The sequence below is a fragment of the Pseudomonas sp. GW823-FHT05G12 genome (assembly GCF_058795575.1).
This window is the reverse complement of sequence record NZ_CM179501.1, coordinates 5,198,489-5,215,726: the sequence shown is the minus strand read 5'-3', so window position 1 is coordinate 5,215,726 and position 17,238 is coordinate 5,198,489. Positions and strand designations below refer to the sequence as shown.

Below are 17,238 nucleotides of genomic sequence, written 5' to 3'. Positions count from 1 at the left end.
CTGTGGAAGCGCACCAGCCCGCGTAGAAGCCAACACAGATGTCAGTCTGTCGCATTGATGTGTTTTAGAGACACATCCACGGTAGACCGAAAACACACTTTTCTGTAAGCTACAGCTTTAGTGTGTCCACTAAAAGCGCGCAGCGAATTGAATTCAGCACATGAAAGCGGGGTGACGTGTCCATACGTCACTCCGCTTTTTTGCAACCTGCGATCGCCCTTTCATGCTTGATTTACGGGAGGTCTTCTTGACAAAGCCAGCCATACTCGCCCTTGCCGACGGCAGTATTTTCCGCGGTGAAGCCATCGGTGCCGACGGTCAGACCGTTGGTGAGGTGGTATTCAACACCGCTATGACCGGCTACCAGGAAATCCTTACAGACCCTTCCTACGCGCAGCAAATCGTTACCCTGACCTACCCGCACATCGGCAACACCGGTACTACCCCGGAAGACGCCGAGTCGAACCGCGTCTGGTCCGCAGGCCTGGTCATCCGTGACCTGCCGCTGCTGGCCAGCAACTGGCGTAATACCCAGTCGCTGCCTGAGTACCTCAAGGCCAACAACGTCGTCGCCATCGCCGGCATCGACACCCGTCGCCTTACCCGTATCCTGCGTGAAAAGGGCGCCCAGAACGGCTGCATTCTGGCGGGTGACAACATCAGCGAAGAAGCTGCCATCGCTGCTGCCCGCGGCTTCCCGGGCCTGAAGGGCATGGACCTGGCCAAGGTCGTCTCCACCAAGGAACGTTACGAGTGGCGCTCCAGTGTGTGGGAGCTGAAAACCGACAGCCACCCGACCATCGACGCTGCCGACCTGCCGTACCACGTGGTTGCCTTCGACTATGGCGTCAAGCTGAACATCCTGCGCATGCTGGTGGCCCGCGGCTGCCGCGTGACCGTGGTACCAGCCCAGACCCCGGCCAGCGAAGTGCTGGCACTCAACCCGGACGGCGTGTTCCTGTCCAACGGCCCTGGTGACCCTGAGCCGTGCGACTACGCGATCCAGGCGATCAAGGAAATCCTCGAAACCGAGATTCCGGTATTCGGCATCTGCCTCGGCCACCAGCTGCTGGCCCTGGCTTCCGGCGCCAAGACCGTGAAAATGGGCCACGGCCACCACGGTGCCAACCACCCGGTCCAGGACCTGGATACCGGTGTGGTCATGATCACCAGCCAGAACCACGGCTTCGCCGTTGACGAGGCGACCCTGCCGGGTAACGTTCGCGCCATTCACAAGTCGCTGTTCGACGGCACCCTGCAGGGTATCGAGCGTACCGACAAGAGCGCGTTCAGCTTCCAGGGCCACCCTGAAGCGAGCCCGGGCCCGACCGACGTCGCGCCTCTGTTCGATCGTTTCACCGATGCCATGGCCAAGCGCCGCTGAGCATCCTGCTTCAAGGCCCCGGGCCGGCACCTGCCGCGCCCGGCAGCGCCTGACCCAGATTGTTCAAAGCGGCTTGCCGACTGACCCCGGATTTGAGTGACCACCATGCCAAAACGTACAGACATCAAAAGCATCCTGATTCTCGGCGCTGGCCCGATCGTGATCGGCCAGGCCTGCGAATTCGACTACTCCGGCGCCCAGGCCTGTAAAGCCCTGCGCGAGGAAGGTTTCCGCGTCATCCTGGTGAACTCCAACCCAGCCACCATCATGACCGACCCGGCCATGGCCGACGCCACCTACATCGAGCCGATCAAGTGGCAATCGGTGGCCAAGATCATCGAGAAAGAGCGCCCGGACGCCGTCCTGCCGACCATGGGTGGCCAGACCGCCCTGAACTGCGCCCTGGACCTGGAGCGCCACGGCGTTCTGGAGAAGTTCGGCGTGGAGATGATCGGTGCCAACGCTGACACCATCGACAAGGCCGAAGACCGTTCGCGCTTCGACAAGGCCATGAAGGACATCGGCCTGGAGTGCCCGCGCTCCGGTATCGCCCACAGCATGGAAGAGGCCAATGCGGTCCTCGAGAAGCTCGGCTTCCCATGCATCATTCGCCCGTCGTTCACCATGGGCGGCACCGGCGGCGGTATCGCTTACAACCGTGAAGAGTTCGAAGAAATCTGCACCCGTGGTCTGGACCTGTCGCCGACCAAAGAGCTGCTGATCGACGAATCGCTGATCGGCTGGAAGGAATACGAGATGGAGGTGGTCCGCGACAAGAAGGACAACTGCATCATCGTCTGCTCGATCGAAAACTTCGACCCGATGGGTGTGCACACCGGTGACTCGATCACTGTTGCCCCGGCGCAGACCCTGACCGACAAGGAATACCAGATCATGCGCAACGCCTCGCTGGCGGTGCTGCGTGAAATCGGTGTGGAAACCGGCGGTTCCAACGTCCAGTTCGGCATTTGCCCGAACACCGGCCGCATGGTCGTCATCGAGATGAACCCGCGCGTGTCGCGTTCGTCCGCCCTGGCTTCCAAGGCCACCGGCTTCCCGATCGCCAAGATCGCCGCCAAGCTGGCCATTGGTTACACCCTCGACGAGCTGCAGAACGACATCACTGGCGGTCGCACCCCGGCGTCCTTCGAGCCGTCGATCGACTACGTCGTCACCAAGCTGCCACGCTTCGCCTTCGAGAAATTCCCGAAAGCCGACGCCCGCCTGACCACCCAGATGAAATCCGTGGGTGAAGTCATGGCCATCGGCCGTACTTTCCAGGAATCCCTGCAGAAAGCCCTGCGCGGCCTGGAAGTCGGCGCCTGCGGCCTCGACCCGAAAGTCGACCTGGCCAGCCCGGAAGCCGCCAGCATCCTCAAGCGCGAACTGACCGTGCCGGGTGCCGAGCGTATCTGGTATGTGGCTGACGCCATGCGTTCGGGCATGACCTGCGAAGAAATCTTCAATCTGACCGGCATCGACATGTGGTTCCTGGTGCAGATGGAAGACCTGATCAAGGAAGAAGAGAAGGTCAAGACCCTGGCCCTGTCGGCAATCGACAAGGACTACATGCTGCGCCTCAAGCGCAAGGGCTTCTCGGACCAGCGCCTGGCAGTGCTGCTGGGTATCACCGACAAGAACCTGCGTCGCCACCGCCACAAGCTGGAAGTGTTCCCGGTGTACAAGCGCGTCGACACCTGCGCCGCCGAGTTCGCCACCGACACCGCCTACCTGTACTCCACCTACGAGGAAGAGTGCGAGGCCAATCCGTCGACCCGCGACAAGATCATGATCCTGGGTGGCGGCCCGAACCGTATCGGCCAAGGTATCGAGTTCGACTACTGCTGCGTACACGCCGCCCTGGCGCTGCGTGAAGACGGTTACGAGACCATCATGGTCAACTGCAACCCGGAAACCGTCTCCACCGACTACGACACTTCCGACCGCCTGTACTTCGAGCCGTTGACCCTGGAAGACGTGCTGGAAGTCTGCCGCGTCGAGAAGCCGAAGGGCGTGATCGTTCACTACGGCGGCCAGACCCCGCTGAAGCTGGCCCGCGCTCTGGAAGAAGCTGGCGTGCCGATCATCGGTACCAGCCCTGACGCCATCGACCGCGCCGAAGACCGTGAGCGCTTCCAGCAGATGGTTCAGCGCCTGAGCCTGCTGCAGCCGCCAAACGCCACCGTGCGCAGCGAAGAAGAAGCTATCCGTGCTGCGGGCAGCATCGGCTACCCGCTGGTCGTGCGTCCGTCCTACGTGCTGGGCGGCCGGGCCATGGAGATCGTCTACGAGCTGGACGAGCTCAAGCGCTACCTGCGTGAAGCGGTACAAGTGTCGAACGACAGCCCGGTACTGCTCGACCACTTCCTCAACTGCGCCATCGAGATGGACGTGGATGCGGTGTGCGACGGCACTGACGTGGTCATCGGCGCGATCATGCAGCACATCGAGCAGGCTGGCGTACACTCCGGCGACTCGGCGTGCTCGCTGCCACCTTACTCGCTGAGCAAGGAAGTGCAGGACGAAGTCCGCGTTCAGGTCAAGAAAATGGCGCTGGAGCTGGGCGTGGTCGGCCTGATGAACGTGCAGCTGGCCCTGCAGGGCGACAAGATCTACGTGATCGAAGTCAACCCGCGTGCCTCGCGTACCGTACCGTTCGTGTCCAAGTGCATCGGCACGTCCCTGGCGATGATCGCAGCCCGTGTCATGGCGGGTAAAACCCTGAAAGAGCTGGGTTTCACACAGGAAATCATCCCGAACTTCTACAGCGTGAAGGAAGCCGTCTTCCCGTTCGCCAAGTTCCCAGGGGTTGACCCGATCCTCGGCCCTGAGATGAAATCGACCGGTGAAGTCATGGGTGTCGGTGACAGCTTCGGTGAAGCCTTCGCCAAAGCCCAGATGGGGGCCAGCGAAGTGCTGCCGACTGGCGGTACCGCGTTCATCAGCGTGCGTGATGACGACAAGCCACAAGTGGCCGGCGTTGCCCGCGACCTGATCGCCCTGGGCTTCGAAGTGGTTGCCACTGCCGGCACCGCCAAGGTTATCGAGGCGGCTGGCCTGAAAGTGCGCCGTGTGAACAAAGTGACCGAAGGTCGCCCTCACGTGGTCGACATGATCAAGAACGACGAAGTGTCGCTGATCATCAACACCACCGAAGGTCGCCAGTCGATCGCCGACTCCTACTCGATTCGTCGCAATGCGCTGCAGCACAAGATTTACTGCACCACTACCATTGCGGCTGGTGAAGCCATCTGCGAAGCGCTGAAATTCGGTCCGGAAAAGACCGTTCGTCGCTTGCAGGATCTGCATGCAGGACTGAAAGCATGAGCATTACCAAATACCCGATGACCGTCCAGGGCGCTCGCGCCCTGGAAGAAGAGCACCTGTTCCTGAGCAAGACCGAGCGCCCGCGCCTGAGTCAGGCCATTGGTGAAGCGCGTGAGCTGGGTGACCTCAAGGAAAACGCCGAATACCATGCCGCCCGTGAGGAGCAGGGCATGGTCGAAGCGCGTATCCGTGATATCGAAGGCCGTCTGCAGAATTCGGTGGTCATCGATGTGACCACCATCCCTCACACCGGCAAGGTGATTTTCGGTACCACCGTGGTACTGGCCAACACCGAAACCGATGAAGAGGTGACCTACCAGATCGTTGGCGAGGATGAAGCTGACGTGAAGCAGGGCAAGCTGTCGAGCGGCGCACCCATTGCCCGTGCCATCATCGGCAAGGAAGAAGGTGATACTGTCGTCGTCAAGACGCCTAGTGGCACGGTCGAGTACGAGATTGTCGAAGTCAAGCACATCTGACCGACGCCTGCGGGCGCCATCCCTCGAGGGGATCCTCTGGCAACTGGCCCAGGTTTTTTGGGTCGGTGGCCTGTGGGTGTTCCATGTGGGGCTGGTGCCTGCGCTCAAGGTCAGTGGCCTGGCCCCGCTGCTGGTGCAGGATATCGCCGGGCAGATCGACCGCTGGTTGATCGGCGTGGCGTTGCTTGGCTTGTTGACCCAGCTGGCAGTGCTGGCGAGGGTGGACGGCCTGGCGGCCTGGTGGCGGCAGTTCCGCGGCCAGATGCTGTTGCTCGGCTTCGGGGCCTGCGTGGGGTATTACACCTTGCGCTACGGTATTTCCGTGGGCGAGCGCTGGCAGATGTTCTGCTTCCTGGTGCTGGGCTTTTCCGGCATCGTGCTGGTGGCCCAGCCGGTACCGGTCAGGGCGCGTTCACCGCGCCACTGATCGGAGCTACCGTTACTTGTAACGGTGGATGTTGGACAGCTGCTTGTTCGGCTGTGGGTTCTTGCGGTAGATCAGGGCTTTCTTGCCGATGGTCTGCACCAGCTCGGCACGGCCGGCCTTGCACAGCTCGGCGATGGTCTCGGCGCGTTCTTCGCGGTCTTCCGAGCGAATCTCGACCTTGATCAGCTCATGGTCGACCAGTGCGCGCTCCAGTTCGGCGATCACGCCTTCATTCAAACCGTTGCCAGCAACGATCAGGACCGGCTTCAGGTCATGACCAATGGACTTGTATTGCTTCTTCTGCTCGTTATTGAGCGGCATAATCTGACCCTTTCCGTCTGATTCTGTAAAATTGACCGGCATTTTACCCGAGGGCCACCGGCTCCGCCCAGTCAATCACGACGCATATCATCGAGGTGCCCCGTGGTACAACGTTCCAAAAGCAGCGCAAACTGGCTGCGAGAGCATTTCAACGACCCTTTTGTGAAGCAGGCGCAGAAGGATGGGTATCGCTCGCGTGCGAGCTACAAACTGCTGGAGATCCAGGAGAAGGACCGCCTTATCCGCCCAGGCATGAGCGTGATCGACCTCGGCGCGGCCCCTGGTGGCTGGTCCCAGGTGACCAGTCGTCTGATTGGTGGCCAGGGTCGCCTGATCGCTTCCGACATTCTGGAAATGGACTCGATCGCCGACGTGACCTTCATTCAGGGTGACTTCACCCACGACGAAGTGCTGCAGCGCATTCTCGAAGCGGTCGGCGATTCGCATGTAGACCTTGTGATTTCCGACATGGCCCCCAATATGAGTGGTACGCCCGCGGTGGACATTCCGCGTGCCATGTTCCTCTGCGAGCTGGCCCTCGATCTGGCGACCCGCGTACTCAAGCCCGGGGGCGACTTCCTGATCAAGATTTTCCAGGGCGAAGGTTTTGACGTGTACCTGAAGGACGTGCGCAGCAAGTTCGACAAGGTGCAAATGCGCAAGCCGTCGTCGTCACGGGACCGTTCCCGCGAGCAATACCTGTTGGGCAGGGGCTTCAAAGGGTAATGAAAGGTGTGAAGCGGGGTGGTCGATAGTTAATTCCAATCGGCCACTGCGTCAGGATCGTCCGAACTTCGTGTAGTCTAGCTTTCACAAAGGGTTACAGACGGTGCCTGCGGCTGCGTAGGTAATGTAGTAAGTTAGGGCGATGAATATCATGCGAGGCACGGCTGCGTCGTGCGCCGGCCTCAGAGGGTAGCTAATTGAACGACATGGCAAAGAATCTGATCCTGTGGTTGATCATCGCAGCTGTCCTGGTGACAGTGATGAACAACTTCTCCAGCCCTAACGAGCCGCAGACCCTCAACTACTCCGACTTCATCCAGCAGGTCAAGGATGGCAAGGTCGAGCGTGTGACCGTCGATGGCTACATCATTACTGGCAAGCGCACCGATGGCGACAACTTCAAGACTGTGCGCCCGGCCATCACCGACAATGGCCTGATCGGCGATCTGGTCGACAACCACGTGGTCGTTGAAGGCAAGCAGCCTGAGCAACAGAGCATCTGGACGCAGTTGCTGGTGGCAAGCTTCCCGATCCTGGTGATCATTGCCGTGTTCATGTTCTTCATGCGCCAGATGCAAGGTGGCGCGGGCGGCAAGGGCGGGCCGATGAGCTTCGGCAAGAGCAAGGCACGCCTGCTGTCCGAAGACCAGGTCAAGACCACGCTGGCTGACGTTGCGGGCTGCGACGAGGCCAAGGAAGAGGTTGGCGAGCTGGTCGAGTTCCTGCGCGATCCGGGCAAGTTCCAGCGCCTGGGTGGCCGTATCCCGCGCGGTGTGCTGATGGTCGGCCCACCCGGTACCGGTAAGACCCTGCTGGCCAAGGCCATCGCGGGCGAGGCGAAAGTACCGTTCTTCACCATTTCCGGTTCGGACTTCGTGGAAATGTTCGTGGGTGTCGGTGCCAGCCGTGTGCGCGACATGTTCGAGCAGGCCAAGAAGCACGCCCCGTGCATCATCTTCATCGACGAAATCGACGCCGTTGGTCGCCATCGTGGCGCCGGCATGGGCGGCGGTCACGACGAGCGGGAGCAAACCCTCAACCAGTTGCTGGTGGAGATGGACGGCTTCGAGATGAACGATGGCATCATCGTCATCGCCGCCACCAACCGTCCGGATGTGCTCGACCCTGCGCTGCTGCGCCCCGGCCGCTTCGACCGCCAGGTTGTGGTTGGCCTGCCGGACATTCGTGGTCGTGAGCAGATCCTCAAGGTGCACATGCGCAAGGTGCCGATCGGCGAGAACGTCAACCCGGCGGTCATCGCGCGGGGCACCCCAGGCTTCTCCGGTGCCGACCTGGCCAACCTGGTCAACGAGGCTTCGCTGTTTGCCGCGCGTTCCAACAAGCGCCTGGTCGAAATGAAAGAGTTCGAGCTGGCCAAGGACAAGATCATGATGGGCGCCGAGCGCAAGACCATGGTCATGTCCGAAAAGGAAAAGAGAAACACTGCCTATCACGAGGCCGGCCACGCCATTGTCGGTCGCCTGGTGCCTGAGCACGACCCGGTCTACAAGGTTTCGATCATCCCGCGTGGTCGTGCCTTGGGTGTGACCATGTTCCTGCCGGAAGAAGACCGCTACAGCCTCTCCAAGCGTGCGCTGATCAGCCAGATCTGCTCGCTGTATGGCGGCCGTATCGCCGAGGAGATGACCTTGGGCTTCGATGGCGTGACCACTGGCGCGTCCAACGACATCATGCGCGCCAGCCAGCTCGCTCGTAACATGGTGACCAAGTGGGGCCTGTCCGAGAAGCTCGGCCCGCTGATGTATGCAGAGGAAGAGGGCGAGGTGTTCCTCGGCCGCAGTGCCGGTAGCCAGCATGCCAGCGTGTCCGGCGAGACTGCCAAATTGATCGACTCCGAGGTGCGCAGCATCATCGATCAGTGCTATGCCACTGCCAAGCAGTTGCTGATCGACAACCGCGACAAGCTCGAGGCGATGACCGAAGCGCTGATGAAGTACGAGACCATCGATGCCGATCAGATTGACGACATCATGGCTGGGCGCACACCACGTGAGCCACGTGATTGGGACGATGACAAGCACTCGGGCACGCCTGCGGCCCAGGATGAGCGTCCGGAATCGCCAATCGGCGGCCCAGCGGCTGAACACTAAGGGCATCTATGAGCTCAGTGCAGTACCCCACCCGGTTGCCTTGCGGCAACCGGGTTCTTGATTTGTCGCATACCCATGTCATGGGTATTCTCAATATCACCCCCGATTCCTTCTCCGATGGCGGTCGTTTCAGTCAGCGCGACGAGGCCCTGCGCCACGCCGAAGCGATGGTTGCCGCCGGCGCAACGCTGATCGACATCGGTGGCGAGTCCACGCGCCCGGGTGCGCGTGCAGTCTCGGTGACCGAGGAGCTGGAGCGTGTGGCGCCAATGGTCGAGGCCATCAATAGTCGCCTCGACGTGGTCATTTCGGTCGATACCTCCACGCCTGCTGTCATGCGTGAAGCCGCGCGCCTGGGGGCCGGGCTGATCAACGACGTGCGGGCCCTGGAGCGCGATGGCGCCCTGGACGCTGCGGCGGATACCGGTCTGCCGGTGTGCCTCATGCACATGCGTGGCGAGCCAGGCAACATGCAGGACGATCCGCAGTACCAGGACGTGACCGCCGACGTCACCCGTTATCTTGAACAGCGGATGGCCGCCTGCGCAGCAGCGGGCATCGACGCTGATAGAATCATCCTTGACCCAGGCTTCGGTTTCGCCAAGACACTGGCGCACAATCTGAGCCTGTTCAAGCACATGGAAGCGCTCTATCGCCTTGGGCGCCCACTGCTGGTGGGCGTTTCACGAAAGAGCATGATCGGCCTGACGCTGGAACGTCCGGTCGGCGAGCGCTTGTACGGCAGCCTTGCGCTGGCGGCGTTGGCCATGACCAAAGGGGCGAGCATCCTTCGGGTACATGACGTGGCCGAAACCGTTGATGTGGTACGCATGATCGCTGCGGTGCAAAACGCCGAATAAGAACATTGGAGTCCCTATGAGCAGAAAATACTTTGGTACCGACGGCATTCGTGGCCGCGTCGGCGAATACCCGATCACGCCTGACTTCATGCTGAAGCTTGGCTGGGCGGCCGGCATGGCCTTCCGCAAGCAAGGCCATTGCCGCGTGCTGGTAGGCAAGGACACGCGTATCTCCGGCTACATGTTCGAGTCCGCACTCGAAGCCGGCCTGTCCGCGGCAGGTGCCGATGTGATGCTGCTCGGGCCGATGCCGACACCGGCCATCGCCTACCTCACGCGTACCTTCCACGCCGAAGCCGGCATCGTCATCAGTGCCTCGCACAACCCGCACGATGACAACGGCATCAAGTTCTTCTCGGGTCAGGGCACCAAGCTGCCGGACGAGGTCGAGCTGATGATCGAAGAGCTGCTCGACCAACCGATGACCGTTGTCGAGTCGGGCAAGCTGGGCAAGGTTTCGCGTATCAACGATGCCGCCGGCCGCTACATCGAATTCTGCAAGAGCAGCGTGCCGAGCAGCACCAGCTTCGAAGGCCTCAAGCTGGTGGTCGACTGCGCCCATGGTGCTACCTACAAGGTTGCGCCCAGCGTATTCCGTGAGCTGGGTGCCGACGTGACCGTGCTGCATGCGCAACCGGACGGCCTGAACATCAACGAAGGTTGCGGCTCGACACACATCGAATCGCTGCAGGCCGCTGTACTGGTCGGGCATGCCGATCTCGGCATTGCCTTTGACGGTGACGGCGATCGCGTGCTGATGGTCGACCACACGGGCGCCATCGTCGACGGTGACGAGCTGCTGTTCATCATTGCTCGCGACCTGCAGGAACAGGGCAAGCTGCAAGGCGGGGTGGTCGGTACGCTGATGAGTAACCTGGGCCTGGAGCTGGCGCTCAAGGACCTGGACATCCCGTTTGTGCGGGCCAAGGTCGGCGACCGTTACGTCATGGCCGAGCTGTTGGAGCGTGAATGGCTGGTCGGCGGTGAAAACTCCGGTCACGTCGTGTGCTGCAACCACACCACAACGGGCGACGCGATCATTGCCGCGCTGCAGGTGTTGATGGCGCTCAAGCGCCGGGGCGAAACCCTGGCCCAGGCCCGTCAGGCCCTGCGCAAGTGCCCGCAGGTGCTGATCAATGTGCGCTTTGGCGCCAGCAAGGTCGACCCGCTGGAGCACCCCGCCGTCAAGGAAGCCAGTGCCAAGGTCACCGAAGCGCTGGCGGGGCGGGGGCGTGTGCTGTTGCGCAAGTCCGGTACCGAGCCGTTGGTGCGGGTCATGGTTGAGGGCGAGGACGAAAGCCAGGTGCGGGCCCATGCTGAAGCGCTGGCCAAACTGGTCGGCGAAGTTTGTGTCTGAAGGCGCTTGCCAGCGCAGATCTGGTTGGGTAAGATCTGCGCCCACTTTGACCGACGAGGTAAAGCATGCGTCGCCCTATGGTAGCTGGTAACTGGAAAATGCACGGTACCCGCGCTAGCGTCGCTGAGCTGACCAAAGGCTTGAGTAATCTCGCCTTGCCGAGCGGAGTGGAAGTCGCCGTATTTCCACCGGCCTTGTTCATCAATCAGGTGATTGATGGCCTGGCAGGTAAAGAAATTACTGTCGGCGCACAGAATTCTGCTGTACAACCCGAACAGGGTGCGCTGACCGGGGAAGTTGCTCCCGAGCAGCTGGTTGAAGCAGGTTGCAAGTTGGTGTTGATTGGCCATTCGGAGCGTCGCCAGATTATTGGTGAAACCGACGAAGTGCTCAATCGCAAGTTTGCAGCAGCCCAGGCCAAAGGCTTGAAGCCAGTGCTTTGCATAGGGGAAACCCTTGAGGAGCGCGAGGCTGGCAAGACGCTCGAAGTTGTCGGGCGTCAACTAAGCAGTATCATCGAAGCATTCGGTGTTAAGGCTTTTGCCGATGCAGTAATTGCCTATGAGCCTGTATGGGCCATCGGTACGGGCCTTACGGCCACGCCACAGCAGGCCCAGGATGTGCACGCCGCCATCCGCGGCCAGTTGGCGGCAGAAGATGCTGAAGTGGCTGCGAAGGTGCAGTTGCTATACGGCGGCAGCGTGAAGGCGGCCAATGCGGCCGAACTGTTCGGCATGCCGGATATCGATGGGGGTCTCATTGGTGGGGCTTCCCTGAACGCAGACGAATTCGGTGCAATTTGTCGCGCCGCAGGAAACTGAACAAATGCTGGAAACAGTCATCGTTGTTTTTCATCTGTTGGCAGCGCTGTCGCTTGTAGTGCTGGTTCTGTTGCAACAGGGTAAAGGTGCTGAAGCAGGTGCATCTTTCGGCGCGGGGGCCTCAAACACCGTGTTCGGGAGCCAAGGCTCTGCAACGTTCCTAAGTAAATTAACTGCTATACTCGCTGCCACTTTCTTTTTGACAGCACTTGGGTTAGGATACTTCGCGAAGCAACAAGCTCACCAGCTTAGCCAAGCAGGTCTTCCAGATCCAGCAGTGCTAGAAGTGAAAGAGCCGCAAAAACCGGCAGTTAATGATGATGTACCGGTGCTCCAACAGCAGAAGAGCGAAACCACCAATAATACGGGTGATGTACCTCCTCCGGCTCAAGAGCAGAAGTAACGGGTTTCAAGTAGTAGTATTGCCGAGGTGGTGGAATTGGTAGACACGCAACCTTGAGGTGGTTGTGCCCATAGGGTGTAGGGGTTCGAGTCCCCTTCTCGGTACCAATTAAAGCTTGAGAGCCCGCTTTAGCGGGCTTTCTTGTAGGTGAATGTTTGGATTTGACCCTCAACAGGGTTCGGTCTTATACTTTTGCCCCAGCTTTGTCGCGGGGTGGAGCAGCTTGGTAGCTCGTCGGGCTCATAACCCGAAGGTCGTTGGTTCAAATCCAGCCCCCGCAACCAGCTTCAGCGGAGCCCCTTTTCAGGGGCTTTTTGCTAACCGAACAGTTTCGGCGTCGTTGTCCTACGGCGCTTTCAGGGATGGGCGCTTCGCCCATTTTTTATTTGCACAGCATGCACGAGGGGGTTCAGGTGTCGAGCAAGCTAGAACAGTTGCAGGCCTTGTTGGCCCCGGTTGTCGAGGGTCTGGGCTATCAGTGCTGGGGGATCGAATACGTTTCCCAGGGTAAGCATTCGGTACTGCGCATCTACATCGACAAGGAAGGCGGTATTCTGGTGGACGACTGCGAAGCAGTCAGCCGTCAGGCCAGCGCAATCCTCGATGTGGAAGATCCAATCAGCAGTGAGTACACCCTCGAGGTGTCTTCTCCAGGCATGGATCGCCCACTGTTCACGCTGGAACAGTTTGCCTCGCATGCCGGCGAACAAGTGAAGATCAAGCTGCGCTCACCCTTCGAGGGTCGTCGTAACTTCCAGGGCCTTCTCCGCGGTGTGGAGGAGCAGGATGTGGTGGTCCAGGTGGACAACCAGGAGTTCCTGTTACCGATCGACTCGATCGACAAGGCCAATATTATTCCCAGTTTTGACTGAGACGTGCCGGGCCCGGCGGACTATCCGGGCCCAATGGCTTGCGCAAGGCGAGGCGTACGATGAGCAAAGAAGTACTGCTGGTTGTTGAATCGGTATCCAACGAAAAAGGTGTACCGCCCGGCGTCATTTTCGAAGCGCTGGAAGTGGCCCTGGCCACTGCAACCAAAAAACGTTTTGAAGACGAAGTCGACCTACGTGTGGAAATCAACCGCCACACCGGTAGCTACGAGACTTTCCGTCGCTGGACCGTGGTCGACGAAGCCGATCTTGATGATCCGGCGATCGAGACCTGGCTGGACAAGATCAAGGACACCCACCCTGAAGCCAAGGTTGGTGACGTGATCGAAGAGAAGATCGAGTCCATCGAGTTCGGTCGTATTGCCGCCCAGACCGCCAAGCAGGTCATCGTGCAGAAGGTCCGTGAGGCCGAACGTGCCCAGGTGGTCGATGCCTACCGTGAGCGCGTTGGCGAGATCATCTCCGGTACCGTAAAGAAGGTTACCCGCGACAACGTCATCGTTGACCTGGGCAACAACGCCGAGGCCTTGCTGGCTCGCGAAGACATCATTCCGCGCGAAACCTTCCGTGTTGGCGTGCGCCTGCGTGCGCTGCTCAAGGAAATTCGCACCGAAAACCGTGGCCCACAGCTGATTCTGTCGCGCACCGCGCCGCAGATGCTGATCGAGCTTTTCCGCATTGAAGTGCCGGAAATTGCCGAGGGCCTCATCGAAGTCATGGCTGCTTCCCGTGATCCGGGTTCGCGAGCCAAGATTGCCGTCCGCTCCAAGGACAAGCGTATCGATCCGCAAGGTGCCTGTATCGGCATGCGTGGTTCGCGCGTCCAGGCCGTATCCGGGGAGCTGGGTGGTGAGCGTGTGGATATCGTCCTGTGGGACGATAACCCGGCGCAGTTCGTCATCAACGCCATGTCGCCGGCTGAAGTCGCGGCGATCATCGTTGATGAAGATGCCCATGCCATGGACATCGCCGTCGCCGAGGACAACCTGGCCCAGGCCATTGGCCGTGGCGGTCAGAACGTTCGCCTGGCCAGTCAGTTGACCGGCTGGACCCTGAACGTGATGACCGAGAAGGACATCCAGGCCAAGCAACAGGCCGAAACCGGTGACATCCTGCGCAATTTCATCGAGGAACTGGAAGTCGACGAGGAGCTGGCCCAAGTGCTGGTCGACGAAGGCTTCACCAGCCTTGAAGAAATTGCCTACGTACCGTTGGAAGAAATGCTCAACATCGATGGCTTTGACGAAGACATCGTCAATGAGCTCCGCGCTCGAGCCAAGGACCGTTTGTTGACCAAGGCCATCGCTACCGAAGAAAAACTGGCAGACGCCCACCCGGCCGAAGACCTGCTCTCCCTTGAGGGCATGGACAAAGACCTGGCGGCTGAACTGGCGGTGCGCGGCGTGGTTAACCGCGAAGACCTGGCCGAGCAGTCGATCGACGATCTGCTCGACATCGACGGCATCGACGAAGAGCGTGCCGGCAAGTTGATCATGGCCGCCCGAGCCCACTGGTTCGAGTAATTAGGCGCGGCCTGAGGAGAGAAGTGCATGACGCAAGTCACGGTGAAAGAACTGGCCCAAGAGGTCGAGGCACCGGTAGAGCGCCTGCTGCAGCAGATGCGTGAGGCAGGTCTGCCGCACACCGACGCCGGTCAGGTAGTGACCGACAATGAGAAGCAGACCTTGCTGACTCATTTGAAAAGCAGCCACAAGAGCAAGGCGGAAGAGCCGCGCAAGATTACCTTGCAGCGCAAAACCACCAGCACCCTGCGTGTCGCCGGTAGCAAGAGCATCAGCGTAGAAGTACGCAAGAAGAAAGTTTTCGTTCAGCGCAGCCCTGAAGAAATCCAGGCTGAGCAGAAGCGTGAGCTGGATGAGCGCCGCGCGGCTGAAAATGCCGCTCGCGACAAGGTCGAGGCCGAAGTTCGCCAGCGCAACGAAGAGCAGGCTCGCCGTCAGGCCGCCGGCTCCGCAGCCGCCGCCCCTGCGCCTGCTGCCAAGCCAGAGCCGGCTCCTGCCGCTGCTCCGGTCGCTGCTCCGGTCGCTGCTCCGGCCCCGGTAGTCGCAGACGCCCCGGCCTCTGAAGACGCCGCAGCCCGTGCTGCCGAGCGCAAGAAAGACGAGACCCGTCGCAACGAAAGCCGTACCCGTGATGACGACCGTCGTCGTGGCGAGGCACCTCGCGTGTCGATCAAGGTCAAGGTCAAGGAGAAGGAAAAGGCGCCGACTCCGCGTGCCGCTCCGCGCACTACCGACGAAGAGAGCGATGGCGCTCGTCGTGGTCGTGGTGGCAAGAGCAAGCTGAAAAAGCGTAATCAGCACGGCTTCCAGAACCCGACTGGCCCCGTCATCCGTGACGTGACCATCGGCGAGACCATCACGGTCTCCGAGCTGGCCAACCAGATGTCCGTCAAGGGCGCTGAAGTGGTCAAGTTCATGTTCAAGATGGGGACCCCGGTTACCATCAACCAGGTGCTCGACCAGGAAACCGCTCAGCTGATCGCCGAAGAGCTGGGCCACAAGGTCACTCTGGTCAGCGATACCGCCCTGGAAGACTCCCTGGCCGAATCGCTGAAGTTCGAAGGCCAGACCGAGTCGCGTGCGCCGGTGGTTACCGTCATGGGTCACGTTGACCATGGTAAGACCTCGCTGCTCGACTACATCCGTCGTGCCAAGGTTGCCGCTGGCGAAGCCGGTGGTATCACCCAGCACATCGGTGCCTACCACGTGGAAACCGACCGCGGCATGGTCACCTTCCTCGATACCCCAGGTCACGCTGCGTTTACCCAGATGCGTGCCCGTGGTGCCAAGGCGACCGACATTGTCATCCTGGTGGTGGCGGCGGACGACGGTGTGATGCCACAAACCCGCGAAGCCGTTCAGCATGCCAAGGCAGCCGGTGTTCCGCTGGTCGTTGCGGTGAACAAGATCGACAAGCCAGGTGCTGACCTCGATCGCATCCGTAACGAGCTGTCCGTCGAAGGCGTTACCTCTGAGGACTGGGGTGGTGACACGCCGTTCGTCAAGGTTTCGGCGAAGATGGGTACCGGTGTCGACGAGCTGCTCGAAGCCGTTCTGCTGCAGGCCGAGATCCTCGAACTGACCGCTACCCCAACCGCGCCAGGTCGTGGTGTGGTTGTCGAATCGCGCCTGGACAAGGGCCGTGGCCCGGTGGCGACCATCCTGGTTCAGGACGGTACCCTGCGTCAGGGCGACATGGTCCTGTGCGGTTCCAACTATGGCCGCGTTCGCGCCATGCTCGACGAGAACGGCAAGCCTGTGAAGGAAGCTGGCCCGTCGATCCCGGTCGAGATCCTCGGCCTGGACGGTACTCCGGAAGCCGGTGACGAGCTGTCCGTGGTTGCCGACGAGAAGAAAGCCCGTGAAGTTGCCCTGTTCCGTCAAGGCAAGTATCGCGAGGTCAAGCTGGCCCGTGCTCACGCCGGCAAGCTGGAAAACATCTTCGAGACCATGGGTCAGGAAGAGAAGAAAACCCTCAACATCGTTCTCAAGACCGATGTGCGTGGTTCTCTGGAAGCGCTGCAGGGTTCGCTCGGCGGCCTGGGCAACGACGAAGTGCAAGTGCGCGTGATTGGTGGTGGCGTCGGTGGTATCACCGAGAGCGATGCCAACCTGGCGCTGGCTTCGAATGCAGTACTGTTCGGCTTCAACGTGCGTGCCGATGCCGGTGCGCGCAAGATCGTCGAGCAGGAAGGTCTGGATATGCGTTATTACAACGTGATCTACGACATCATCGAAGACGTCAAGAAGGCCCTGACCGGCATGCTCGGCAGCGATGTTCGCGAGAACATCCTGGGTGTCGCCGAAGTGCGTGACGTGTTCCGTTCGCCGAAGTTCGGCGCCATCGCTGGCTGTATGGTCATCGAGGGTACCGTGTACCGCAACCGTCCGATTCGCGTACTGCGTGATGACGTTGTGATCTTCGAAGGCGAGCTGGAATCGCTGCGTCGCTTCAAGGACGATGCTTCCGAAGTCCGTTCTGGCATGGAGTGCGGTATTGGCGTCAAGAGCTACAACGACGTCAAGGTCGGCGACAAGATCGAAGTCTTCGAGAAAGTCCAGGTGGCTCGTACCCTTTAAGGGCGAGCGAGCCGCAAGCGCCTGCTACA

14 protein-coding genes and 2 tRNA genes are annotated in these 17,238 nt (G+C 60.5%); 15 read left to right on the top strand and 1 reads right to left on the bottom strand.

What is annotated here, in order from left to right:
• Positions 1-247: 247 nt before the first annotated feature.
• The 4 genes from carA to AC3RCM_RS23825 all read left to right on the top strand — a co-directional run bounded on the left by carA (position 248) and on the right by AC3RCM_RS23825 (position 5,617).
• Entirely contained in the window at positions 248-1,384 is a 1,137-nt protein-coding gene (gene carA, locus AC3RCM_RS23840) for a glutamine-hydrolyzing carbamoyl-phosphate synthase small subunit (protein ID WP_003249935.1), read from the top strand.
• A gap of 105 nt (positions 1,385-1,489) precedes the next feature.
• Positions 1,490-4,711: a carbamoyl-phosphate synthase large subunit gene (gene carB / locus AC3RCM_RS23835; RefSeq protein WP_010955363.1), complete on the top strand. Its 3,222-nt coding sequence runs from the start codon at positions 1,490-1,492 to the stop codon at positions 4,709-4,711.
• 2 nt (positions 4,712-4,713) lie between these two features.
• Complete coding sequence (gene greA / locus AC3RCM_RS23830) at positions 4,714-5,190, top strand: transcription elongation factor GreA (protein ID WP_024717413.1); 477 nt, start codon at positions 4,714-4,716, stop codon at positions 5,188-5,190.
• Positions 5,168-5,617, top strand: coding sequence for a hypothetical protein (locus tag AC3RCM_RS23825; protein WP_012053750.1), 450 nt, complete (start codon positions 5,168-5,170; stop codon positions 5,615-5,617). Before greA ends, AC3RCM_RS23825 begins: the two co-directional genes overlap by 23 nt.
• A gap of 12 nt (positions 5,618-5,629) precedes the next feature.
• Here AC3RCM_RS23825 and yhbY read toward each other — a convergent pair whose 3' ends face one another.
• Complete coding sequence (gene yhbY, locus AC3RCM_RS23820; protein ID WP_003249945.1) at positions 5,630-5,938, bottom strand: ribosome assembly RNA-binding protein YhbY; 309 nt, start codon at positions 5,936-5,938, stop codon at positions 5,630-5,632.
• Positions 5,939-6,040: 102 nt separating this feature from the next.
• Between yhbY and rlmE the strand changes: the two genes are divergently transcribed.
• The 11 genes from rlmE to infB all read left to right on the top strand — a co-directional run bounded on the left by rlmE (position 6,041) and on the right by infB (position 17,209).
• Positions 6,041-6,664, top strand: coding sequence for a 23S rRNA (uridine(2552)-2'-O)-methyltransferase RlmE (gene rlmE, locus AC3RCM_RS23815; protein WP_003249947.1), 624 nt, complete (start codon positions 6,041-6,043; stop codon positions 6,662-6,664).
• 206 nt (positions 6,665-6,870) lie between these two features.
• Positions 6,871-8,775: an ATP-dependent zinc metalloprotease FtsH gene (gene ftsH, locus AC3RCM_RS23810; RefSeq protein ID WP_012053749.1), complete on the top strand. Its 1,905-nt coding sequence runs from the start codon at positions 6,871-6,873 to the stop codon at positions 8,773-8,775.
• Between the two features lie 8 nt (positions 8,776-8,783).
• Positions 8,784-9,635 carry a dihydropteroate synthase gene (gene folP / locus AC3RCM_RS23805; RefSeq protein ID WP_019438969.1) on the top strand — a complete coding sequence of 284 codons (852 nt, stop codon included), beginning with the start codon at positions 8,784-8,786 and terminating at the stop codon, positions 9,633-9,635.
• Positions 9,636-9,651: 16 nt separating this feature from the next.
• The gene (gene glmM, locus AC3RCM_RS23800; protein ID WP_020193783.1) at positions 9,652-10,992 is read left to right on the top strand and encodes a phosphoglucosamine mutase; all 1,341 of its coding nucleotides are present in this window, start codon (positions 9,652-9,654) and stop codon (positions 10,990-10,992) included.
• Between the two features lie 65 nt (positions 10,993-11,057).
• Entirely contained in the window at positions 11,058-11,813 is a 756-nt protein-coding gene (gene tpiA, locus AC3RCM_RS23795) for a triose-phosphate isomerase (protein WP_003249956.1), read from the top strand.
• 4 nt (positions 11,814-11,817) lie between these two features.
• Positions 11,818-12,216 (top strand): preprotein translocase subunit SecG, encoded by a 399-nt coding sequence (gene secG / locus AC3RCM_RS23790; protein WP_020193781.1) that lies wholly within the window; start codon positions 11,818-11,820, stop codon positions 12,214-12,216.
• 21 nt (positions 12,217-12,237) lie between these two features.
• Positions 12,238-12,323 (top strand) — tRNA-Leu (locus AC3RCM_RS23785).
• Between the two features lie 100 nt (positions 12,324-12,423).
• Positions 12,424-12,500, top strand: a tRNA-Met gene (locus tag AC3RCM_RS23780).
• 129 nt (positions 12,501-12,629) lie between these two features.
• A complete protein-coding gene (gene rimP / locus AC3RCM_RS23775; protein ID WP_003249960.1) occupies positions 12,630-13,088 on the top strand; it encodes a ribosome maturation factor RimP in 459 nt (152 codons plus the stop codon).
• Between the two features lie 59 nt (positions 13,089-13,147).
• Complete coding sequence (nusA, locus tag AC3RCM_RS23770) at positions 13,148-14,629, top strand: transcription termination factor NusA (protein WP_003249963.1); 1,482 nt, start codon at positions 13,148-13,150, stop codon at positions 14,627-14,629.
• Between the two features lie 27 nt (positions 14,630-14,656).
• Positions 14,657-17,209 carry a translation initiation factor IF-2 gene (gene infB, locus AC3RCM_RS23765; protein WP_492629183.1) on the top strand — a complete coding sequence of 851 codons (2,553 nt, stop codon included), beginning with the start codon at positions 14,657-14,659 and terminating at the stop codon, positions 17,207-17,209.
• Positions 17,210-17,238: the final 29 nt, after the last annotated feature.

Excerpts from the sequence above, each read along its gene's own strand:
- ftsH (WP_012053749.1), top strand. The coding sequence starts at position 6,871 with ATGGCAAAGAATCTGATCCTGTGGTTGATCATCGCAGCTGTCCTGGTG.
- yhbY (WP_003249945.1), bottom strand. The coding sequence starts at position 5,938 with ATGCCGCTCAATAACGAGCAGAAGAAGCAATACAAGTCCATTGGTCAT.
- secG (WP_020193781.1), top strand. The coding sequence starts at position 11,818 with ATGCTGGAAACAGTCATCGTTGTTTTTCATCTGTTGGCAGCGCTGTCG.
- nusA (WP_003249963.1), top strand. The coding sequence starts at position 13,148 with ATGAGCAAAGAAGTACTGCTGGTTGTTGAATCGGTATCCAACGAAAAA.
- glmM (WP_020193783.1), top strand. The coding sequence starts at position 9,652 with ATGAGCAGAAAATACTTTGGTACCGACGGCATTCGTGGCCGCGTCGGC.
- infB (WP_492629183.1), top strand. The coding sequence starts at position 14,657 with ATGACGCAAGTCACGGTGAAAGAACTGGCCCAAGAGGTCGAGGCACCG.
- carB (WP_010955363.1), top strand. The coding sequence starts at position 1,490 with ATGCCAAAACGTACAGACATCAAAAGCATCCTGATTCTCGGCGCTGGC.
- tpiA (WP_003249956.1), top strand. The coding sequence starts at position 11,058 with ATGCGTCGCCCTATGGTAGCTGGTAACTGGAAAATGCACGGTACCCGC.
- folP (WP_019438969.1), top strand. The coding sequence starts at position 8,784 with ATGAGCTCAGTGCAGTACCCCACCCGGTTGCCTTGCGGCAACCGGGTT.